The sequence below is a fragment of the Acinetobacter sp. CWB-B33 genome (assembly GCF_039655955.1).
Taxonomy (GTDB): Bacteria; Pseudomonadota; Gammaproteobacteria; order Pseudomonadales; family Moraxellaceae; genus Acinetobacter; species Acinetobacter bouvetii.
In genome coordinates this window covers 215369-236495 of sequence record NZ_JAGFEU010000004.1, presented here as the reverse complement: position 1 = coordinate 236495, position 21127 = coordinate 215369, and the positions used below count along the sequence as shown (strand labels likewise).

The 21127-nt window shown below is 47.8% G+C and carries 20 protein-coding genes; 6 read left to right on the top strand and 14 right to left on the bottom strand.

Annotated features, from left to right (window positions below; genetic code table 11):
• The first annotated feature begins 61 nt into the window (after nt 1-61).
• Both JZ784_RS13240 and JZ784_RS13235 read left to right on the top strand, forming a co-directional pair.
• Nucleotides 62-1006 carry a metal-dependent hydrolase gene (locus JZ784_RS13240; RefSeq protein ID WP_346315187.1) on the top strand — a complete coding sequence of 315 codons (945 nt, stop codon included), beginning with the start codon at nt 62-64 and terminating at the stop codon, nt 1004-1006.
• Nucleotides 1007-1173: 167 nt separating this feature from the next.
• Complete coding sequence (locus tag JZ784_RS13235; RefSeq protein ID WP_346315186.1) at nt 1174-1587, top strand: VOC family protein; 414 nt, start codon at nt 1174-1176, stop codon at nt 1585-1587.
• An 8-nt stretch (nt 1588-1595) separates the two neighbouring features.
• On the opposite strand, the gene JZ784_RS13230 is transcribed toward JZ784_RS13235, so the two are convergent.
• Together JZ784_RS13230 and JZ784_RS13225 are read right to left on the bottom strand one after the other, a co-directional pair.
• On the bottom strand, nt 1596-2843 hold the full coding sequence (locus tag JZ784_RS13230) for a dicarboxylate/amino acid:cation symporter (RefSeq protein ID WP_346315185.1): 1248 nt from the start codon (nt 2841-2843) through the stop codon (nt 1596-1598).
• 391 nt (nt 2844-3234) lie between these two features.
• Entirely contained in the window at nt 3235-4107 is an 873-nt protein-coding gene (locus tag JZ784_RS13225; protein WP_346315184.1) for an acyl-CoA thioesterase II, read from the bottom strand.
• Nucleotides 4108-4396: 289 nt separating this feature from the next.
• Here JZ784_RS13225 and plsB point away from each other — a divergent pair, with 289 nt between their 5' ends.
• Entirely contained in the window at nt 4397-6973 is a 2577-nt protein-coding gene (gene plsB / locus JZ784_RS13220; protein ID WP_346315183.1) for a glycerol-3-phosphate 1-O-acyltransferase PlsB, read from the top strand.
• A 205-nt stretch (nt 6974-7178) separates the two neighbouring features.
• On the opposite strand, the gene JZ784_RS13215 is transcribed toward plsB, so the two are convergent.
• Both JZ784_RS13215 and JZ784_RS13210 read right to left on the bottom strand, forming a co-directional pair.
• A complete protein-coding gene (locus tag JZ784_RS13215) occupies nt 7179-7412 on the bottom strand; it encodes a DUF6500 family protein (protein ID WP_026253392.1) in 234 nt (77 codons plus the stop codon).
• Between the two features lie 50 nt (nt 7413-7462).
• A complete protein-coding gene (locus JZ784_RS13210; RefSeq protein WP_346315182.1) occupies nt 7463-8236 on the bottom strand; it encodes an NAD-dependent epimerase/dehydratase family protein in 774 nt (257 codons plus the stop codon).
• 50 nt (nt 8237-8286) lie between these two features.
• Between JZ784_RS13210 and recG the strand changes: the two genes are divergently transcribed.
• The gene (recG, locus tag JZ784_RS13205; RefSeq protein ID WP_346315181.1) at nt 8287-10332 is read left to right on the top strand and encodes an ATP-dependent DNA helicase RecG; all 2046 of its coding nucleotides are present in this window, start codon (nt 8287-8289) and stop codon (nt 10330-10332) included.
• Between the two features lie 131 nt (nt 10333-10463).
• Nucleotides 10464-11093 (top strand): phosphoribosyltransferase family protein, encoded by a 630-nt coding sequence (locus JZ784_RS13200; RefSeq protein WP_346315180.1) that lies wholly within the window; start codon nt 10464-10466, stop codon nt 11091-11093.
• Nucleotides 11094-11115: 22 nt separating this feature from the next.
• Here the strand turns inward: JZ784_RS13200 and JZ784_RS13195 are convergent, their stop codons facing one another.
• Together JZ784_RS13195 and JZ784_RS13190 are read right to left on the bottom strand one after the other, a co-directional pair.
• The gene (locus JZ784_RS13195) at nt 11116-11517 is read right to left on the bottom strand and encodes an NUDIX domain-containing protein (RefSeq protein ID WP_005013030.1); all 402 of its coding nucleotides are present in this window, start codon (nt 11515-11517) and stop codon (nt 11116-11118) included.
• Nucleotides 11514-12110 (bottom strand): TIGR00730 family Rossman fold protein, encoded by a 597-nt coding sequence (locus JZ784_RS13190; protein WP_005013031.1) that lies wholly within the window; start codon nt 12108-12110, stop codon nt 11514-11516. Before JZ784_RS13190 ends, JZ784_RS13195 begins: the two co-directional genes overlap by 4 nt.
• Before the next feature lie 154 nt (nt 12111-12264).
• Here JZ784_RS13190 and JZ784_RS13185 point away from each other — a divergent pair, with 154 nt between their 5' ends.
• Complete coding sequence (locus tag JZ784_RS13185; RefSeq protein WP_130143918.1) at nt 12265-13278, top strand: CorA family divalent cation transporter; 1014 nt, start codon at nt 12265-12267, stop codon at nt 13276-13278.
• A gap of 93 nt (nt 13279-13371) precedes the next feature.
• On the opposite strand, the gene JZ784_RS13180 is transcribed toward JZ784_RS13185, so the two are convergent.
• The 8 genes from JZ784_RS13180 to JZ784_RS13145 all read right to left on the bottom strand — a co-directional run bounded on the left by JZ784_RS13180 (nt 13372) and on the right by JZ784_RS13145 (nt 21125).
• Nucleotides 13372-13659 (bottom strand): STAS domain-containing protein, encoded by a 288-nt coding sequence (locus JZ784_RS13180; protein ID WP_346315179.1) that lies wholly within the window; start codon nt 13657-13659, stop codon nt 13372-13374.
• A gap of 12 nt (nt 13660-13671) precedes the next feature.
• Nucleotides 13672-14307: an ABC transporter substrate-binding protein gene (locus tag JZ784_RS13175; protein WP_005013044.1), complete on the bottom strand. Its 636-nt coding sequence runs from the start codon at nt 14305-14307 to the stop codon at nt 13672-13674.
• Nucleotides 14308-14325: 18 nt separating this feature from the next.
• On the bottom strand, nt 14326-15009 hold the full coding sequence (locus JZ784_RS13170) for an outer membrane lipid asymmetry maintenance protein MlaD (protein WP_346315178.1): 684 nt from the start codon (nt 15007-15009) through the stop codon (nt 14326-14328).
• On the bottom strand, nt 15009-15788 hold the full coding sequence (mlaE, locus tag JZ784_RS13165; RefSeq protein ID WP_346315177.1) for a lipid asymmetry maintenance ABC transporter permease subunit MlaE: 780 nt from the start codon (nt 15786-15788) through the stop codon (nt 15009-15011). The genes JZ784_RS13170 and mlaE overlap by 1 nt, the downstream gene beginning before the upstream one ends.
• A complete protein-coding gene (locus JZ784_RS13160; protein WP_005013049.1) occupies nt 15788-16603 on the bottom strand; it encodes an ABC transporter ATP-binding protein in 816 nt (271 codons plus the stop codon). Before JZ784_RS13160 ends, mlaE begins: the two co-directional genes overlap by 1 nt.
• A 382-nt stretch (nt 16604-16985) precedes the next feature.
• Nucleotides 16986-18833, bottom strand: a complete 1848-nt coding sequence (locus tag JZ784_RS13155) for a DEAD/DEAH box helicase (protein WP_005013051.1) — start codon at nt 18831-18833, stop codon at nt 16986-16988.
• Between the two features lie 825 nt (nt 18834-19658).
• Entirely contained in the window at nt 19659-20189 is a 531-nt protein-coding gene (locus tag JZ784_RS13150; RefSeq protein WP_346315224.1) for a shikimate kinase, read from the bottom strand.
• Between the two features lie 105 nt (nt 20190-20294).
• Nucleotides 20295-21125, bottom strand: coding sequence for an inositol monophosphatase family protein (locus JZ784_RS13145; protein WP_346315176.1), 831 nt, complete (start codon nt 21123-21125; stop codon nt 20295-20297).
• Nucleotides 21126-21127 lie beyond the last annotated feature (2 nt).

The window sequence follows — 21127 nt, the reverse complement described above, 5'->3', positions numbered from 1 at the left end:
ATACGCAGCGTCACAATTGAATCACTCAATGCACGGCGCGCAAAATAATAAGGATATTCTCATGACCCTGCTCTCCCGCCTTAAAAAATCAAAAATCGGCTCTTCTATCCGCTACAGCATTAAACCTAGGAAAGTTAAATTTGAATGGCAGGATACGCCTGTCGACTGGATTCCGAACCAGCCTTTTGTCAGTTACTTCGTTAATGAAATCAATATGATTTTGCCTGCAGGTGAGTTTTGGTTCTGCCGCCTGTACAACAAAGTCCTGCCTAAAATTACCGATGAAAAACTGGCTGAAGACGTCAAGGCCTTTATCCGCCAAGAGGCGATGCACGCTCAAGCCCACAACTCGGCCAACAAAGAATATCTCACCCTTCACAATATTGACGTCAGCCGCAATCTGAAAGTTATGGATTATCTTTTTGGCACCATGCTGGCGGATCAGCCGATGGGACTGAATGTGCCAAAAGCATTGGAGCATCAATGGGATCTATTCCGCCTGGGCATTATTGCCACGGTTGAACACATGACCTGCGTACTGGGCAAATATGTCCTGCAGAATAAAGAATGGGGACGCCTAGGCGCAGATCCAAACATGCTGGATTTGGTGAAGTGGCACGGCGCAGAAGAAATTGAGCACCGCACGGTCGCATTTGATCTGTATCGCCATTTAGGCGGCGGCTATGTCTCGCGTTATTATCAAAGCGTCATTGTGATTGCTGCCGTGCTGGGCCTTTGGGTGGATGGCGCAGCGCATATCATGGGGCAAGACCCGCGTTATGCATCAATTAAGCCCGCCGTGTATAAGCCTTGGATTTGGCGCGAATGGGCGCGCATTGCTCAAAAAGACAATGGCATGATGCCGCATCCGCTCTGGCTGGTTTCGCAGCAGCTCGGTTATCTCATGCCGTGGTACGATCCAGTGCATGAAGCCAAAACAGAAGATGCCATTGCCTATCTGGACAGTTCGCCAGCCGCCAAGCGCGCTGCGTTGAAGGTCGCTTAAGGCGCTAGATATGCCAATTAAAAAAAGCAGGCGGAAGTCCTGCTTTTTTTGCGCTTGAAGCCTGCACATTTTTTGAAACAGATGCAGGCATCACGGCTCTGGATAAAGCACGCTATGATAGCGGCATAGAATAACCCTGCACAGAATTACAAAGAAAGGATCCGCCAATGCAGCCGCATATCACCGTCATCACCCTTGCCGTCAGAGATTTAAATGCTGCATTTGAGTTCTATCATCATGGCTTGGGACTGCCGAGCCAAGGCATTATCGGCACAGAATTTGAATACGGCGCAGTGGCTTTTTTTGAGCTGCAGCAGGGCTTAAAACTGGCGCTTTGGCCGCAAGCCAGCCTGAGCCATGATACGGGTTTAACAGCGGCGGCATTCTGCGCTGCGCAAATGTCTTTAGGCCATAATGCAGCCAGCCCTGCAGAAGTTGATCAGCTCATGCTGCAGGCAAAACGGGCGGGCGCAAAAGAAATCAAGCCTGCGCAGCCCACTTTTTACGGCGGCTATGCAGGCTATTTTCAGGACTTGGACGGACATCTGTGGGAAATTGCCTACAATCCCTGTTTCCCTTAAATCTGCATTCAATGCTGCAACGCAGGCTGTTCCAGATCTTTGGTATGGCGGTCAACCACCACGCTGATCATCATGTCACCCTGCACATTGACCACAGTACGCACTGTGTCCAGCAGGCGGTCAATCGGCAATAAAATCGCAATGGCTTCGGCAGGCAGACCGACAGACTGCAAAACCATAATCATCGTTACCATACCCGCACTCGGAATGCCCGGCGCGCCCAATGAGGCAATCATTGCTGTGGCGCACACCACCAGCTGCTGACCCAGGCTTAAATCCAAGCCCATTAGGTTGGCAATAAACAATGCCGCTGCCGCTTCATACAGCGCAGTGCCATCCATATTCAACTGCGTTCCCAACGGAATGACAAAACCTGCCGTTTGCGGGCGCACGCCTAAATTTTCCTGCGCGCATTTCATAGACAGTGGCATGGTGGCGGAACTGGAACTGGTGGCAAAAGCGGTAATTAACGCAGCCCGTGTCCCTTTAAAAAAAGTGATGGGATTCATTTTGCCAAAAATCCACAGCAGCACTGGCAATACCACGGCGCCATGAAAAATTGTAGTGCCAGTCACCACGGCGGCAAACTCCGCCAAACGGCTCAGCACCGAAATATCTTCTGTGGAAATCAGCTTGGCCAGCAAGGCAAAAATGCCCAGCGGCGCCAGTTTCATCACCCAGCTGATCATCAGCATCATAATGTCAAAAAACTGCTGGCTGAGCTTGCGCACACTGCGGAACTTCTCTCCGCCTTTCACCAAAGCGGCGCCTATAAATAAGGCAAACACCACCACGGCCAGCACATTGCCTTCTGCAAAGGCTTTAAAAGGATTAATCAGGGTGTTTTGAATAAAATTTGTAAAAAATGATGCAGGCGTTAAAGTATCCGGGGTTTGATGCTGATTCATCGCATCCTGAAACATCACAACATCTACGCCCTTGCCCACCTCAAAAATATGCGCGCAGGCTAAGCCTAAAATCAGCGCTAAAGTGGTGGTGGTGACACAGCAGGCCAAAGTAATTTTCCATGTTCTGCTCAGCTGCCCGCCTGCCTGCAAATTCGCAACGCCAACCACAATGGAACTGAAAATCAGCGGGATCAGCAGCATTTTCAGCAGGCCGATAAACACACTGCTGATGATGCCTAAACCATACAGGCTGGCATTAAAAAATGAAGTTTGCGGAAATAGGTTGAGTAAAAAACCAAAGGCCACACCCAGAATTGCGGCAATTAAAATCTGTGTATTCAAGCTCATGGCGTATGCTTATTAATATCTTCCTGCTGGCACTATGCCATGCCGCCCCTGCAGAATCGAGGATTTTTTTGTCACAAGCTCAGCACAAATAGCGCAAAATGCAGCGCTCACTTTATCTGAATCAGCAATACTTTGCGGAACTCATGGCATAAAATATGCTTCATCAGAGACTCACCTAAGCAAATAATTATAAGAGGTCCACAATGAAAAAAATTATTCTGATCGCTGTTCTGCTTCTGAACATCGGCGCGGCATTTGCCCACCCCGGTCACGGCTGCCATAAAGACGTCTCCGACGATATCCCCCATTGCAGATAAGCAGCGGATCAAGGGCAAAGCCAGCCGCATAAAAAACTGGACACATGGTCCAGTTTTTTATGGCATGCAAGCGCTTATTGCGTTTCAATTTCACGCAAACGGATCAAGCCTTCCTGAGTCGTGCTGCAGACCAGCTGGCCATTTTGCCACATGCGGCCAAAATTCAAGCCGCGCGAATTAGCGCTGACCGTTGCCTCCATGTCATACAGCATCCATTCATCGACACGGAAGGGCTTATGGAAATACATGGCATGATCAATGCTTGCGCATTGCAGGCTGGGTGACAAATAGCTCAAGCCATGCGGACGCAGCGCCGTCGTCATTAAGGTGAAGTCCGAATAAAAGGCCGCAATCGCCTGATGCAGTGAAATGTCATCCACTTCAGCCGCAATCGGATCGTGTGTACGCAAGTAATGCGCATAGGTTGGCGCTTCAGGCTGCGGCTGATAAGGGTTACTCGGATTAATTGGACGGATTTCAATATGGCGGTCGCGCATAAAGCTGGCGCGGACATTTTCCGGCACAAATTCCACCATTTGCTTTTTCAGCTCGGCTTCATTTTGCAAGCTTTCAGGCGCAGGCAATTCAGGTTCAGAAATTTGATAATTCAAGCCATCCTCCTGCCCTGCAAAAGAAATCATTGCGGTAAAAATGGTGCGGCCATGCTGAATGGCGCGCACTTGGCGGCTGGCAAAGCTTTTGCCGTCCCGCAGGCGGTCGACTTCATAAATAATCGGCGCATTGATATCACCGCCATACAAAAAGTATGCATGCAGTGAATGCGCTGGGCGGTCTGCCGTATATGACGCAGCCCTTAAAGCCTGCCCTAAAACCTGGCCGCCGAATACCCGCTTGCCCACCAAATTGCGGCTTTGCCCGCGGAAAATATTTTCTTCCAGCTTTTCCAAGCTGAGCAGTTCTACGAGTTCCTGTGTTAAGGCATTCATAAGCAACCTATCAAATGTTTGGGATTGCCCAAAATCAGGCAAAAATAGCATGCATGCAGAATACGCTTATATTGCCATAAATTCAGAGTAAATCCCTAGAGATTAGCTGACTGCCGTGTCACGGCGAATTTTTTCAATAATCTGCTCAAAACACGCTTTTTAACGATAAAATCTTACACTTAACCTGTGATTTATCAGAAAATGGCAGGCTGTTTTTCAGTACAATTATGCAAAATAACCGGCCGCCCCTGCATTTTAAAAAATTCCGGCCGTTTAACGAGGAGTTTGTATGTCCAAAAGTGGTTTTGGTCAAATATATAGAAAGCTTTCCAGCAAGCTGCTTGACCTTGTCGTAACCCCGCACGTTCTGGGAGAGATTCCTGCAGAACCGGCAGTTCTTGCCGCCCAGAGCGAAGACAGCACAAGCCCCCCGCAGAAAATTGTCTGTTATGTCATGCTGAACCACTCGCGCAGCAACGCGCTGGTGGTGGACGGCGAAACCCGCCGCCTGAAGCTGCATCCGGCGCTGAATCCGCTGGTGCTGGGCAATCACACCGAAAAAGCCTCGATGCTTTTTCTGCAGCACCGCGATGAAAACAATCTGCTGAATCCGCCGCCGCATGCCTTTCCGCCGCGGTTATTGCGCTTGATTGAAGCTTTAGAGCAGCAGCCGGATTTAGATGTAGAACTGATTCCCGTGACCCTGCTGTGGGGCCGTGATCCGGAAAAAGAAGATTCATGGCTGAAGCTGTTGTTTACGGATACATGGTCTACACCAAGCAAAGTGAAGCAGCTGGTGAACATTGGCCTGCATGGCCGTCAAACCTATATTGAGTTTCATGAAGGCCAGTCTTTGCGTAATTTGATTGATTACGCCAAAACCACACATCCGAATTCCTCTCCTGCAACGTATATCACCAGCACTTTAAATGATTATTTGGATGCGCAGCGTGAAGTGGTGCTGGGCCCGGATTTATCTGACCGGCGCAATGTGATGCATGGCCTGATTAAAGCGCCGGATGTGCAGGATGCCATCCGCCGCGAAAGCATCCGCGGCAAAGTCAGCATGGTGGAAGCTGAACGCCGCGCCATCGGCTATTTAAAGGAAATCGTATCGGACTATTCGCATTCCACTGTGCGTTTTGCCGATGTTGCGCTGACCCGCTTATGGACGCAGCTGTATGACGGCGTAGAAGTGCATAACTTCAGCACGGTGCGTGAGCTGGCCAAAGATTACGAAATTATCTATACCCCATGCCACCGCAGCCATATTGACTACTTACTGCTGTCTTATGTGATTTATAAGCGCGGCCTGATGGTGCCGTACATTGCTGCCGGCGACAATCTGAACATGCCCTTTGTCGGTCAAATTCTGCGCGGCGGCGGCGCCTTCTTCATTCGCCGCACCTTCCGCGGCAACGGCCTCTACACCACCGTTTTCAAAGAATATCTGTACAGCATTCTGTCGCGCAATACGCCTATTGAATACTTTATTGAAGGCGGGCGTTCACGCACAGGCCGCTTATTGCCGCCAAAAACCGGCATGCTGGCCATGACTGTGCACAGCCACTTGCGCGGACGCGCAAAACCGATTGTGTTCCTGCCAACCTATGTCGGCTATGAACGCCTGATGGAAGGCGCAACCTATGTCGGTGAAATGAACGGCAAGCCGAAAGAAGGCGAATCCATTTTAGGCATCGTGAAAACCTTGCGTAAAATTGAGCGCATTTTTGGCAAAGTGCATGTGAACTTCGGGGAACCGGTATTTTTGGATGACATGCTGAAACAGCACGGCGCAGATCAAATTACAGTAGAACGCAATGACGCGCCAATTCCGCAGGAAGTGTCTGATGCTGTGAACAGCGCTGCGCATGCGATTATGGAAAATATCAACCGTGCAGTCGTAATTAATCCGGTCTCTTTGCTGTCGCTGATTTTACTGGCCACGCCAAAGCACACGCTGGATGAAGAGATCTGCGTAAAGCAGCTGGACACTTACCGCAAGCTGCTGACTGCCCTGCCGTATGATGCGCGCATGCAAGTGACGCCGCTGTCCGGCAAGGAAATTATTGCTTACGGCTTGAAGCTGAAACTGATTAAGCGTGTGAAGCATGTTTTGGGCGATATTATTGCCATTGCAGATGATCAAGCTGTGCTGCTGACCTACTTCCGCAATAACATTCTGCACGCCTTTGTCTTACCGTCGTTAATTGCGGCCTTGGTTGAACACAACGGTTCAATCCGCCGGGGTGACTTGATCAATGTGATCCGCACGCTGTATCCATTCTTAAAAGCTGAACTGTTTTTAAAATGGCAGGATGAAGAGCTGAAAGATCAGATTTGCGCCTATGCAGATGCATTAATTCAAGCCAAGCTGATTTCAGAAGATGCCGAAGGCAATCTGCTTTCGCCTTTGCCGAACAGTGAAAACCACAATCAGCTGGTGGTGTTGGCTGCACCTGTGATGCAAAGCCTAGAGCGCTATTACATGACGCTGGCGCTCATCACCCAGCGCGGTTCGGGCAATATTTCGACCCGTCAGGTGGAAGAGTTGAGCCATTTGGTGGGCCAGCGCCTGTCTGTGCTGTATGAGTTCAACTCGCCGGAGTTCTTTGATAAAGCGCTGTTCCAAAGCTTTATTAAGGTGCTGACGGAGCAAGGCTATATTGGCAAAAATGAAGAAGGCTCGATTGTCTTTGATGACAACTTCAAAAATGTCGCACAGTACGCCAATTTGGTCTTAGATGATGTGACCCTGCAAATGCTCCAGCATATCACCACCTTCAGCGATGAAGAGCTAAAGGAGACTTTAGATAAAGTCGCGGCTGAACAAGCGAAGAAACGCTTAAAGCGCAAGAAGAAATAAAAGCCTGACCCTCTCCTTTTGCAGATGAGCAGCGCCATTGCGCAAGGAGAGGTTTTCTATTGAGCTGGCAATTGAGCACAGCTCTAATAGAGAGCTAAGATAAAGAGGATAAGGTTTTTTATAAAATTTGCCCCCTCATCCTGATCTGTTTACCCATGCAAAGCTATAAGCAAATAAAATCATTAAGGATTTCATATAATCACCATTATGTTAAATTAGGCGAAGACTCACTTAAAACAAGTGCTTTAATTTTTACGGCTTTTTCAAAATGATCTAATTTATGCTGCATGATCCACCAATCAGCTGCTTCCATTAAAAGCTCAGGATTATCATTTTTATTCTTAAAAAAAGCATAGAAAGATAAACCTACGCTATCTCCTTTTTTCGCAATTTTCTCATTACACCCATGAATGAATATTTCTCTTAACTCTTTTCTCATATTTTTAAATTTCCCTAAAATCAACATAAACAGCACAAGCTAACAAAACATTAACGATCCCTATACTCTAACTTAAACCCGCACGCCACCATCCGCTCCGCAAAAATCCGTTTCCCCGTTTCCCTGCCGCTTTCCAGCACCAGCTCGGGCAAACTTAATGAGCGTTGCATTGCCAAAATCCGCTCATGCAAAGGCTGCGGCTGATTATTGGTACAAATATATGATTTTTCTGCATGTTCCACGTGAAGCAGGTGCACTAAGAAACGCGCAAGATCATCAATGTGAATGCGGTTTGCCCAATGAATATTTGGATAGCTCTTTGTCATCTCTGCCAGCTTCTGCATGCGTGCAGCAGATGTCCCATAAATTCCTGCCGGGCGGACAATCACGCATTGTACAGGGAAAGCGTTTTGATACAGCTGCTCCATCTGCAAGAGCAGCCTGCCCTGCGCATCCATAGGCATTGGTATCGTTTCATCATCCACACGCTCACCCGCATTTTCGCCATACACCCGTGTAGACGACACCACGATGATTTTTTGAATCGGATGCTTTTTTAAAGCCTGGGCAATCGGCTGCACCGTATCCACATAGGTCTGCTGATAGGCTTCTGCAGTCGATGCATTTGGCGACAGCAGCACATAAGCCGCATCTACAGGCGCTATGCCGCTTAAATCCAATTGATGCACATCCTGAATCAGATGATCGGCATGCGCATCAGTTTTCGGGCTTCGGCTGATTGTGGTAATTTGGTGGCCCTGCGCAAATAACAGTTTTGCCGCGCGCTGAGATGTTTTACCATAACCTATAAATAAAATATGCATTTAACACCTAATCACAGATCTATTTCTGTTTGAATATATGCTGAGGGAAAATGGCTGCCGTTCATCAATTGCAAGGCGTAGGAAATGCTGCGGCCGCATTGCTCGAAAAACTCCACATTTTTACCACCGACGACTTGCTGTTTCATTTGCCGCGCGACTATGAAGACCGCAGCACCATTATCCCCATGAATCAGCTCACGGCCGGACGCAGCTATTTGCTCGAAGGCACGGTGAAAAGTGTGGACTTCCCGCCAGGAAAACGCAAATCCATGGCAGTCTTGCTGGACGATGATACAGGCAAAGTTACCTTACGTTTTTATCATATTTATAAGGGCATTACCGACCGCGCGAAAATGGGTGCCCGCCTGCGCATCTTTGGTGAAATCCGCGTTGGCGCGCGCGGGCTGGAAACGTACCATCCCGAACTGCAGCTGATTACAGAGCACACCCCGCTGCCGCAGACCCAGCTGACCGCCATTTACCCTGCCACCGATGGTCTGACCCAGCCCAAGCTGCGTGAATACGTTAAGCAGGCTTTAGAAAATCACAGTGATCATCTGCCCGAACTGCTGCCGCAGAAATTTACCAATGGCTATGCGCTGAAACAAGCGCTGGATTATATTCACCATCCTCCGGTAAATGCCAATATGCTGCAGCTGACACAAGGCTCGCACCCTGCCCAGCAGCGTTTGATTTTTGAAGAACTGGTGGCGCATCAAGTCAGCCTATTGACCCGCCGCGCCTATGTGCAGCAGATTGAAGCGCCCTCGTTCAGCCCCAGTCAAACTTTTGCCAAAGCCCTGCTCAGCACGCTGCCTTTTGAAATGACCGGCGCTCAAAAGCGGGTATCCAAAGAAATTGCCAAAGATTTAAAACAAAACAAACCCATGCTGCGCCTAGTGCAGGGCGATGTCGGCGCGGGCAAAACCTTGGTGGCAGGCGTGGCTGCCTGCCATGCGCTGGAGGAAGGCTGGCAAGTGGCGCTGATGGCGCCCACTGAAATTTTGGCCGAGCAGCATTATTTAAATTTTAAAAAATGGTTTGAGCCTCTGGGCCTGACGGTATCTTGGCTTTCAGGCAAGCAAAAAGGCAAAGCCCGCGCAGCAGCCGAACAGAGCATACAAGACGGCAGCGCCAATTTAGTGGTCGGGACTCATGCACTGTTTCAAGACAATGTCGCCTTTGCCAAACTTGGCCTGGTGATTATTGACGAACAGCACCGCTTTGGCGTCGATCAGCGCTTAGCGCTGCGCAATAAAGGCCTGAACGGCATGACGCCGCATCAGCTGGTGATGACCGCCACGCCTATTCCGCGCACACTGGCGATGTCGGCCTATGGCGATTTGGATACTTCAGTCATTGATGAACTGCCGCCCGGCCGCACCCCGATTCAAACTGTAACGATTCCCCTTGACCGGCGTGAAGAGGTGCTGCAGCGCATTGCCACCAACTGCGCCGAAGGCAAACAGGCCTATTGGGTCTGCACCTTGGTGGAACAGTCTGAAACCTTAGATGCGCAAGCTGCTGAAGCCACCTTTGCCGAAATTAAAGAGCGTTTTCCTGAACTGAATATCGGACTGGTGCACGGCAAAATGAAAGCCGATGAAAAACAGGCGGTGATGCAGCAGTTCAAAAACAATGGACTGCAATTGCTGATTGCCACCACCGTCATTGAGGTGGGCGTGGATGTGCCGAATGCCTCGATTATGGTGATTGAAAATGCGGAACGCTTGGGCCTTTCTCAATTGCACCAATTGCGCGGAAGGGTGGGACGCGGCGCCAAAGCCAGCTTCTGCGCCCTGCTGTATAAAAATCCGCTGTCGCAAAATGGGCAGGAACGGCTGCGCATCATGCGTGAAACCAATGACGGTTTTATGATTGCAGAAAAAGATTTAGAACTGCGCGGGCCGGGTGAACTCTTAGGCACCAAACAAACCGGCGATATGGGCTTTCGGGTTGCTAAATTAGAACGTGATGACCACCTGCTGAATCAGGCACATTATGTGGCGCAGCAGATTTTAAAGGATGATCCGCAAAATGCAGAAGCTCTGCTGAAGCGCTGGCTGCCTGAAGCGCCACGGTATGCCTATGTTTAAGCAGTGCAACAGCAGAAAAACCGTTTTAAATCTGAAATGAGCCGCCCGCATCATCAGCGGCAAGTGTTGATGATGCGGCATAAATAACCACAAAAGCAATTCAACAAAAAAACAAAAAGAACGAGAAAAAGATGCTAAAAATAATCAACAGCGTCATGCGCCACGGCTTAAAGCAAATGTTGCCTTGCGTGCTCTGCGGCATCGATGCACAGCATAAACATACATTATGCAAAGACTGCTGGAACAGCCTGCCCTGGCTGAAAGAACCCGTTTTGCGTCAGGAAATGCAGGTTTTTAGCGCCTGCCATTATGCCTATCCTTTAGACCGCATCATTCAGCAATTTAAATATCAGCAGCATCTGCATTATCAAACGGCGCTGGCAGGTTTATTGCGCGAATTAAGACTGCCTAAAATTCAAGCCATCGTGCCGATGCCGATCTCTTTGGAAAAATTGACTGAACGCGGCTATAACCAATCGCTGCTGCTGGCCAAAGGATTATCTGCGCATTTGAATGCTCCCATCTGGCAGCCGGTTCAGCGCTTGCAGCAGCATTCGCAGAAAGGCCTCAGCCGCTTAGAGCGCTTGCAGGATATTCAGCAACAGTTTGTAATGAATGAAAAGCCAAGAGTGCGTTACCAAAAAGTCTTGATTGTAGATGATGTGGTGACCACCGGCAGCTCCATTCACGCCCTAAAACAGTGTTTAGAGCAGCTGAACTGCCGGCAGATATCCGCGGTATGCTTAGCTGCCGCTCAATAGCGGCAGCACAGAAAAAGGACTGTTAAGCTGATGCCACCAGATACTGCTTAACCCATGGCATCACAATTTCTGAGGTTAATGGCGCTAGCGCTGTTTCTGCATCATTCAAATCCACCCATTTCATTTCTGCAATTTCCGCCTGAACTTCCGGGTTTCGGTCTAAAGTGACATGGTAAACATAGCTGACCAGCAGATGATCTGGCTCATTGGCTGCCGGCGTCTCAAAACGGCCTAAATAATGCTGAATTTGCGCCGTGCAGCCAATTTCCTCTTCAATTTCCCGAATAATGGTGCGTTCAGGCAATTCATTCGGCTCCAGCTTGCCGCCCACCTGCATAAAGCATGACGTATTTTTCTTGCGCACCAAGAGCAATTGATGCTGATCATTCAGGACAATGCCTGCCGCGACAGTAATGACTTTCATGCACGTTTCACTAAATTTTGCTGATCGGCCATGCCCCATTTAGGCTGCGGCGGCACATACGCTTTAAACTGCTGCAGAATTTCTTCAATGCCGTCCGATGCAATCAGGCTGCTGCTGAAACGCTGATGGGTAAAGCCTTTATCTACAGTAGTTTGAATGAATTTCAGCAAATCATCATAAAAGCCATCAACATTTAAAAATGCGCACGGTTTTTGATGAATCCCCAGCTGCGCCCAAGTCCACTGTTCAAAAATTTCTTCCAGTGTTCCAGCACCGCCCGGTATCGCAATAAAGCCGTCAGCCAGTTCTGACATTTGCGTCTTGCGTTCATGCATATTTTCAACAATATGCAGTTCTGTGAGATCCGGATGCGCCAATTCACGGTCAACCAGCTGCTTTGGAATCACGCCGATCACCTTGCCGCCCGCCTGCAAGGCGCTGTCCGCCACCATGCCCATCAATCCCGAACGGCCGCCGCCATACACCAGCGTAATTTGATGCTGAGCCAGTGTTTGTCCAACCAATTGCGCCATCTTTAAATAAATCGGATCTGTTCCTAATGCAGAACCGCAAAAAATTGCTATAGATTTCATTCAGTATCACCGTGTTATCAATCTGTCATGCCGCTAAAATAAACTTCATGGAGTTTTTTTAATAAAATAACCATTCGAACAGTGTATTTCTTCAAATCCTTGTCTAAAATACACGCATTCATTTACACGCACTGCGCAAGGGAGAAAAGACGGCATGCTTGAAGCCTTTTACGCCACAGAGCGCGGTAGCTTGGAAGACGCCACCATTAATGGCGACTTTGATTTACATCCTGATTTAGTCTGGCTCGACCTCATTGCCCCCTCTCAAGAAGAACAGCAATGGATTTTAGATGCCTACGGTCAAAATATGCCGACCCTGAAATCGCTGGAAGATATTTCATCTTCTGCACGATTCTACCGTGATGATGACGGTATTTTGCATATCAGTACGTATTTTTTAACGAAAAATAAAAATTTTCAAGTTGACGGCGAAGCGGAAGAAAATTCCAGCATTTTAGCGACAGTGCAAACGGTTGCATTCATTTTGCATAAAGAGCGCTTATTCACCCTGCGCGGTGAAAAGCTGGTGGCTTTCCGCGCTTTCCGCGCGCGCGCGCGCCGCAATGACTATGAAATTGATTACAAAGATCCGACCTGGATTTTACTGGGCCTGCTGGAAGCCAAGCTGGATGAGCTTGCGGATATCTTGGAAGATATCCACAAGGACTTGGAAAAGTATTCCACAGAAGTGCTGAATAACCGCCACCGTGAAATGATTTTAGATCTGGATGACATGATCACGCGCTTAGCGCAGCTGGAAGATATGCTCGGGAAAGCCCAGCTCTGCCTGATTGACTTGCGCCGCGTGCTGACCTTTCTGTCGCGTCCGCGCGCCTTGGGCAGCCATATTTATGATGCGGATATTCGGGAACTCAGTGAAGATGTGCGCTCACTGGTTGAACATGATGCCTTCTTGTTCCAAAAAGTGCGCTTCTTGCTGGACACCACCTCTGGATTCATTAATACCGAACAGAATGATACGATCCGCCGCTTCTCCATCCTGCCAAGCATGCTGGCGCCGCCCATGCTGATTGCCAGCATCTACGGCATGAACACCGATGTGCTGCCGTTTGCGCACGGCGCAACCAGCTTTATTGTGGTCAGCTTGATTCTGATCGCATTCTTGGTCGGCCCGATGATTTACTTCCGCTGGAAAAAATGGATTTGATAAAATCCCTCCCAGCCTCCCTTTGATAAAGGGAGGAGTTTACCCCAATAAAAAAGCGCCCGAAGGCGCTTTCTTTTACAGACATCAATTATATTAAATCAGCTGCAAGTCATGTTCTAAGTGGCATGCCTGAATGATTTTCATCATTTTTGCAGGTACAGCCTTAAACTGCAGCCCTTGCGCATCCGGCGTCTGACGCAGCCAGCGCACCAATACCGCCAAAGCCAGCGTACTGCCCTGTTCCAGCTGTGATAGATTCACCACCACAGGAAACTGGGATTGCGCTTGAATCACGTTCAGACCCTTCTGGTAATATTGATCAGCATTGCTGTAGTCAATTTTTCCAGAAACCTGCATTTCCTGCTGATCAAACTTAATCATATAGGGCCTATCTTATTTTTTCTTATCAACCGCGGCTTCCGCATCTGGCTTAAAGTTGGCAATGGCTTTATCCAAGTTGCCTCCATTGCGCTTTACGGTTGCTGCAAACTGGTTGCGAAATTGCAAGCCAAGGTCAATGCCTGACACGTTGATATTGCGGATTTTCCATTGCGAACCTTTATCCGCCAATTGGAAAGATACAGGAATTTTTTCGCCGTTGTTGTTGAAATCAAGGGTCACTACCGGATTCTTGCTGCCATTGTCTTTGTACGGACGCATGCTGTAAGTCTGGTTGGTAAATTTCGCAAATGCGCTGCCGTAATTCTCAATCAGCGTCTCGCGGAAGTTCTTTTCAAACTGAGCGCGCTGGGCAGCTGAACTGTATTGGTTCGTTGCATACGTCCCCATCACAATCCGGGTAAACGCTTGTGAATCAATATACGGGTCAAGATTTTGACGGATAATCGCTTTGACCGCTGCAGGGTTGTTTTGCAGTTTGCTGTGATCTGCTTTTAAGCGTGAAATTAAGCCATCTGCGACTTTTTTAACAAATGCAGGCGGGGCTTCAGACGGCGCAGCAAAAGCAGTTCCCGCAATCACGGTTGAAAGAATGCTTGCTGTAAGCGTCTGTTTAAATAAAGTATTCACGCAATATCTCCTTAGTAATTATTCAACAAATGCAGGTTCTGCATCTGCTGGCTCTGCAGATGCTTTATCCAATGATGCTGGCGCACTGCCTGTGTTTTCTGACGATTTGCCGGCGCCGCCAGTCACAAATTTAGTCACTAAATCTTCAATTTCCATCGTACCTTGGGTATTGGCAATGCGGTCACCGCGTTTCAGGTAATTCAAGCCGCCGCCCGGTATGATTTTCAAATACTTTTCACCCAATAAGCCATTGGTTGCAACCATAATATAAGCATCTTCATCAATATTCGTGATGGATTTCATGTTATCAATCAGCTGCTTTTCCATTGCTTTTTGTTGCGCGGCATCTGCTGCTGCATAGTCGCTGCTGTAGCGCAATTCTTCCAAGGCCTCTTTCTGCACTTGCTTCAGCTGTTCCGGATTAAACGTCGTCAGACTGCCGTCTAATGTGATATGCACCGTTGCCAAACGGGTCACAGGATCCAAGGTTATGGCATCGACCTGGCCGATTTTCACACCGCTCATCGCAACTTTTGCGCGCGGCTTGATGCCATTGACGTTTTCAAAGACCGCGGTCATTTCATAAGGGTCTTTCGTGGTATTGCCCACTAGGCCGCTGACGCGCATCGCTAAGAAAAACAATGCAATTCCAAATAAGATAACAAATACACCGACGGCCAGTTCACTTGCACGTGATTTCATTAAACACCTCCAAACATGACCGCAGTCAGCACAAAATCAAAACCTAAAACACACAGCGACGAGTACACCACGGTACGGGTCGTCGACGTTGCAATTCCCTCGGATGTCGGCTCACAGGCATAGCCCTGATACACGGCAATTCCAGTACAAATAAATGCAAACACAAAACTTTTAATAATTGTGCCGTTAAAAATATCTTTATAGAACTGTACGGCATTTTCCATGCCGCTCCAGTAAGAGCCTTCATCGGCGCCCAAAAAGTCCACCCCAACCATTTTCCCGCCCATAATGCCGACGGCGGCAAAGATCACTGAGAGCATCGGCAGGCTGAAAATACCCGCCCATAAGCGCGGCGAAATCACCCGCTTTAAAGGATCCACCCCGATCATTTCCATGCTGGACAGCTGTTCAGTGGCTTTCATCAAGCCAATTTCCGCGGTCAAAGCAGAACCGGCGCGGCCGGCGAAAAGCAGCGCAGCCACTACTGGCGCAAGCTCCCGCAGCAATGTTAGAGAAACCGCAGCGCCCAGCATCGCTTCACTGCCAAAAGTGACTAAAATGCTGTACATCTGCAAGCCCAGCACCGCGCCGATAAATAAGCCTGAGACCACAATAATCAGCAGCGACATCACGCCAACACGGTACATCTGGTAAATAAACAGCTGCACGCCAAGCCAGGTCGGCAAAGAAAATAAAACCTGCAGCAGCATCAGCGCAGCTGTGCCTATGCCGCGGACGCGCTCAATGACGCGCCTGCCTAATGAGGCAATTGCATTCATTAATGCACCTCATGATTTAAATAAGGTTGATGACTGAACTGATAATCCACAGGGCCTTCGATTGAACCCGTCAAAAACTGCTTCACAAAAGGCGATGCATGCTTCTTCAGCTGTTCTGGCGTACCTTCGCCCTGCACTATGCCTTCTGCGACCACATAAATATAGTCGGCAATTGACAGGGTCTCCGCAACATCATGCGACACAATAATCGTGGTTAAATCCAAAGCATCCCGCAGCGAACGGATTAGACGGGTCAGCACGCCCATGACAATCGGGTCCTGCCCGGCAAAAGGCTCATCATACATGATCAGTTCCGGGTCCAGCGCAATCGCGCGCGCCAAAGCCACGCGGCGGTTCATGCCGCCCGACAGTTCAGAAGGCATAAATTGTTCCGTACCGCGCAACCCGACGGATTCAAGTTTCAGCGCCACCATTTCGGCAATTAAGTGCTCTGGCAGCTGAGTATGCGCGCGGATCGGAAACGCGACATTTTCATAGACAGACATATCGGTAAACAGCGCGCCGCTTTGAAACAGCATGCCCATTCTGGCGCGCGCGGCAAAAAGTTCCTGGCGGGTCATTAAGCCAATGTTCTTGCCATCCAGCAGCACTTCACCCTGATCAGGCGTCAACTGTCCGCCAATCAATCGCAATAGCGTGGTCTTACCCGTACCGGAAGGTCCCATAATCGCCGTAATTTGTCCGCGGCGTATGTTTAAACTCACATTGTCATAAATAACACGCTCGCCCCGCTTGAAGCTCAAATTTTTCACTTCAATCAGTGATTGAGCTTGCTGAGGTGTTTGATTATTCATAGCTGAGCGTTTTCCTGCATTTTTTCAGCATGCATACTATAAAGGATTAGAGTTTAAAATGTTACCATTCCATGTAATCAGTTTTACTGGAATAGCGCAGTATTGTATTTGTTCTTTAAGATCTATTTTTTATTGCACTTCAGTTTTGATCAATTGAAACGGTTATAAATGTAGTAAAGAATATTAGATAAGAGCAATGCCAGCCCAATGTAAGGCAGAATAACGATCAATGCCGTTTTTTTCAACTCAACAGATTTGCTATTCATAATCATCAAAAAATATTGAAAATATGACTCAGTATACATTTCATTAAATAAAATGTGCAATAAAAAAAAGCCAGTGGAAACACTGGCTTTTTTCAATTTAGCACTAAACCCGAGGTTTAGTCGTTAAATTTACGGCGCGGACGGTCTGAGTTGAACTCACGCTTTGGACGGTCTTCGCCAAAAGTGCGTTTTGGACGGTCATCACCAAAAGAACGCTGCGGACGGTCACCGAAACCGCCTTCACGGCGCGGCGCTGGACGGTCGCCAAAATCACGTTTTGGACGGTCACCGAAAGAACCTTCACGGCGCGGTTTGTAATCTACGCTGTTGCCACGGTTGTCATCATTCGAGTTAAAACGAGGTTTATCGTTAAAACCGCCTTCACGGCGCGGACGGTCAGAGTTGAATTCACGCTTTGGACGGTCATCAAAAGAACGCTGCGGACGGTCACCGAAACCGCCTTCACGGCGCGGACGGTCGCCAAAATCACGTTTTGGACGGTCATCAAAAGAACGCTGCGGACGATCACCGAAACCGCCTTCGCGGCGTGGACGATCTGAATTAAACTCACGGCGCGGACGGTCTTCACCACCAAATGATGGACGATCACCGCGAGGTTTGTCATCGTAGCTGCGACGTGGACGATCATCACCGCCTTCACGGCGTTTAAAGTTGCTTTCGCCTTCAAAACGACGACCGCCACCGAAACCGCCACGGCCGCCATCACGACCGCCACGGCCACGACCACCGCCATCACGGCCACGACCGCCGCCATCACGACCACCGCGTGCAGGAGGTGGAGATGGCTCAAGGCCTTCAATTTCAGATACTTCTAAACGTGCATCTAAATAGTCCTCTAAAGCACGGATTTTACCGCGTTCACGGTAAGTCGCTAAAGTAATGGCTTTACCAGTACGGCCTGCACGGCCTGTACGGCCAATACGGTGTACATAGTCTTCGTTCTTCATTGGAAGACCGAAGTTAATTACGTGTGAAATTGTCGGTACGTCAAGACCACGCGCTGCAACGTCTGTCGCAACAAGAATTTTTGCACGGCCTTCACGAATAGAACGCAAACGGCGGTTACGTACAGTTTGCGGCATTGCGCCATGAAGCGCTACAACTGAAAGACCCGCTTCTGCAAGCTCTTCAGCCAGCATATCTGTATCTTCTTGAGTTGAAGCGAAGACAACCGCCTGATCTAAATCTTCAGCACTTAACCAATGCGTCAGCAATTTTTTCTTATGCTCGAAGCCATCAGTCCAATGCAAAGTTTGGGTAATGTCTGTATTTGTAGAATGGCCTGTTTCAATTGCAATACGCTGCGGATCATTCATCATGCGTTCAGCAAGATTGATGATGCGCGGTGCAAAAGTTGCAGAGAACATTAATGTTTGCTTGCGGTTTGCAGCCAAATCGCTGATTGCTTCAAGGTCTTCAGAGAAGCCAAGATCAAGCATGCGGTCTGCTTCATCGACAATCAAAGCATCCACTTTATCAAGTTTGATTTGACGGCGGTTAACAAGATCCAATAAACGGCCTGGAGTTGCAACAACAACTTGCGCGCCTTTTAATTGCTGGATTTGCTTGCCGAAAGGCATGCCGCCCATGATTGCAGCAACACGCACGCCTTTCATGTGGCGTACAAACGCAATCGCGTCTTGACATACTTGCTGTGCAAGTTCACGTGTTGGTGAAATAACCAAAATGTTTGGTTGAGTCACAGCCTTCATGCGTTCTTTGAAAGGCAGGAAGGTATCTTCGCCAGCTAAAGCATTTAAAGTTGGGAGTAAGAATGCAGCTGTTTTACCAGAACCTGTTTGGCTCGATACAAGAAGGTCTTTACCTTCCATTGCTGCAGGAATTGATTGTTCCTGCACAGGAGTTGGTGTAGTAAAACCAAGAGTCTCAAGTGCTTGTTGCAGCGACTCGTCTAAAGAAAAATCAGCAAAAGTTTTGCTCATAGAGATATTCACCCTAATGTGGGTGCTCCATTAAATATATGGTCTGATGGACATCGGCAAAAAGCGGCACAGCAATAATCGCTGAAAATATAGAATCAGCGGCGATCCGAGAACGACGATGCGTATAACGCACATTTGATAACAGCCGCAACCTGAAGGAATCGCTTAAGCGATTGGGTGGGGCGCGAAATATTGTCCTCTCTTTGGACCGGACGCGCATACACAATATAGAAGAGAAATGTTCAGGTAATGAACGTAATTTAGTGCGTGGGCGGAGTATAGCAGAATTTAAAATAATGTCACGAAGTTTTATTGTTTTTTCCTGTGACTTATTCTTTGGGCGCGTTTTGCAGGAGCAGATTCAGCTTTTAATTATTCTAAAACAATGAGTACTCAAAATGGCAGGCCAACCATCAGTATTAAATGGATAACCATAATTTTAGCAGGATAATGATCTGCACCGCTTACCATCCATTGCTGAATGGGCTGAATATAAATAAACGGCATAGATCCCGCACCAAATCAGAAACCTGAGAAAAAATCTCCACACTTGGTCTGTGCTTGGCGCTTTATCCAGCATTTTAATCATGCCCTGTTTTTATTTTTTTGAATTGTCATCACACGGTGTGCATACATAGAAGAATTGTTAAGTTAATTATAAATATTTTCAATGCTATACATCTATTTTTAACGATGAATTGCCAACGCATGCAATCAGCTCTATATCCAGTAAGAATCGTGATTATTTTATTTATCCGCTAATGAAGACATGCAAAGCGGTGTTAAAGGAGAATTTTTTCATTCACATATCAGCATTTTCAACGTTCATCCCAGCTGCTGAACGATTTGACCAACTACGGTATCGGAAGGCTGATTGGTCAAAATTGTATAACAATTCAACTTACGGTAAATTTCAAATCTTTTTCTGACTTTCAGCTCTTCTTTTTCAGCATCTGAATTTAAATACGGCCTTGCGAGCTGTCTTTCCACAATAATTTCTATGCATTCATCTAAATTCAAAGAAGGCACCAGCAAAAAAGTGGATGGATTAACTTCAATATCTTGTTTTAGTTGTAAATAAGTAGAAATAATATTTTCAGGATAGATCATAAAGCCTGAAGAACAGACCACTATCGTCTGCGTATTTTCATCCATGCCCTGCTTTAAGTGCAGATATAATTCAATATTGCGCTTTGCATAAGCAGCATAGCCATACGAATCTATATATTCAGCAATATCACCCACATTTTCAATAAAACATTCATCCAGATCAACACATGGAATATTCATTTTGATTGACAGCAATTTGCCCGCAGTGGTTTTCCCTGCACCTCCCAAACCGATGAGATGAATCATCAAATGGCACAACCTGTTTAAGTCCGCTCTGTTATTTTCAATATCGCACAAAAAAGCCCTCATTCACATGAAGGCTTTTTAAAACTCAATCTACGAAAGCATAAATTACTTCGCAGCGTCGCCCCAGGCAGGAACAACCGCCTGCATTAAAGGTTTCAGCATTTTCATAGAACATGCGATCACCTGACCGTTGTCCATAGACTCAGAACCGCCGCGTGCATCAACAACTGTACCGCCCGCTTCTTTCACAATGAGTTCGCCGGCTGCGATATCCCATGGTTTTAAACCCAGTTCAAAATATGCATCATAGCGGCCTGCCGCCACGTAAGCCAAATCCAGAGCAGCAGAGCCTGAACGGCGAAATTGCGCGCCCGCTTCAGTGACATTAAACAAGGAGTTAAAATGGTTTTTTGCGTAAGATACAACTTCGCCATTGCGGACTTTACGGTAAGCATGGCCTACACCCATAAAGGTATTTTCCAGGCTGTCTTTGACATTTACACGAATACGGCGCTGATTCATCATTGCGCCGCGGCCGCGGCTTGCAGAGAATAATTCATCTTTTACAGGATCGTAAATCACGCCATGCTGCGTCACACCTTTGTGCTGCACTGCAAGGGAAATACAGAAATGAGGAACACCGTGAATAAAGTTTAATGTGCCATCAAGCGGATCGATAATCCAGCACCAGTCAGCATCGTGGCCATTGCCTTCTTGCAGGCCAAACTCTTCACCCAGGAAGCTGTGGTTTTTATAGCTTTTTTTCAGCGTTGCAATCGTTAATTCTTCTAAATAACGGTCTACACGTGTAACAGGGCCATCAATACCTTTTTCTTCAACTTGCAGATCGAGTTTATGACGATTTTGATGCGCTTTTAAAAGCTCTTGACCGACTAATTGAGCCGCACGCGCAGCCATCACCACCATAGGTTCCATTG

What these genes read in the sequence shown, in the direction of transcription:
- JZ784_RS13240 (WP_346315187.1), top strand. Translation starts at nt 62, where the DNA reads ATGACCCTGCTCTCCCGCCTTAAAAAATCAAAAATCGGCTCTTCTATC.
- JZ784_RS13235 (WP_346315186.1), top strand. Translation starts at nt 1,174, where the DNA reads ATGCAGCCGCATATCACCGTCATCACCCTTGCCGTCAGAGATTTAAAT.
- JZ784_RS13230 (WP_346315185.1), bottom strand. Translation starts at nt 2,843, where the DNA reads ATGAGCTTGAATACACAGATTTTAATTGCCGCAATTCTGGGTGTGGCC.
- JZ784_RS13225 (WP_346315184.1), bottom strand. Translation starts at nt 4,107, where the DNA reads ATGAATGCCTTAACACAGGAACTCGTAGAACTGCTCAGCTTGGAAAAG.
- plsB (WP_346315183.1), top strand. Translation starts at nt 4,397, where the DNA reads ATGTCCAAAAGTGGTTTTGGTCAAATATATAGAAAGCTTTCCAGCAAG.
- JZ784_RS13215 (WP_026253392.1), bottom strand. Translation starts at nt 7,412, where the DNA reads ATGAGAAAAGAGTTAAGAGAAATATTCATTCATGGGTGTAATGAGAAA.
- JZ784_RS13210 (WP_346315182.1), bottom strand. Translation starts at nt 8,236, where the DNA reads ATGCATATTTTATTTATAGGTTATGGTAAAACATCTCAGCGCGCGGCA.
- recG (WP_346315181.1), top strand. Translation starts at nt 8,287, where the DNA reads ATGGCTGCCGTTCATCAATTGCAAGGCGTAGGAAATGCTGCGGCCGCA.
- JZ784_RS13200 (WP_346315180.1), top strand. Translation starts at nt 10,464, where the DNA reads ATGCTAAAAATAATCAACAGCGTCATGCGCCACGGCTTAAAGCAAATG.
- JZ784_RS13195 (WP_005013030.1), bottom strand. Translation starts at nt 11,517, where the DNA reads ATGAAAGTCATTACTGTCGCGGCAGGCATTGTCCTGAATGATCAGCAT.
- JZ784_RS13190 (WP_005013031.1), bottom strand. Translation starts at nt 12,110, where the DNA reads ATGAAATCTATAGCAATTTTTTGCGGTTCTGCATTAGGAACAGATCCG.
- JZ784_RS13185 (WP_130143918.1), top strand. Translation starts at nt 12,265, where the DNA reads ATGCTTGAAGCCTTTTACGCCACAGAGCGCGGTAGCTTGGAAGACGCC.
- JZ784_RS13180 (WP_346315179.1), bottom strand. Translation starts at nt 13,659, where the DNA reads ATGATTAAGTTTGATCAGCAGGAAATGCAGGTTTCTGGAAAAATTGAC.
- JZ784_RS13170 (WP_346315178.1), bottom strand. Translation starts at nt 15,009, where the DNA reads ATGAAATCACGTGCAAGTGAACTGGCCGTCGGTGTATTTGTTATCTTA.
- mlaE (WP_346315177.1), bottom strand. Translation starts at nt 15,788, where the DNA reads ATGAATGCAATTGCCTCATTAGGCAGGCGCGTCATTGAGCGCGTCCGC.
- JZ784_RS13160 (WP_005013049.1), bottom strand. Translation starts at nt 16,603, where the DNA reads ATGAATAATCAAACACCTCAGCAAGCTCAATCACTGATTGAAGTGAAA.
- JZ784_RS13155 (WP_005013051.1), bottom strand. Translation starts at nt 18,833, where the DNA reads ATGAGCAAAACTTTTGCTGATTTTTCTTTAGACGAGTCGCTGCAACAA.
- JZ784_RS13150 (WP_346315224.1), bottom strand. Translation starts at nt 20,189, where the DNA reads ATGATTCATCTCATCGGTTTGGGAGGTGCAGGGAAAACCACTGCGGGC.
- JZ784_RS13145 (WP_346315176.1), bottom strand. Translation starts at nt 21,125, where the DNA reads ATGGAACCTATGGTGGTGATGGCTGCGCGTGCGGCTCAATTAGTCGGT.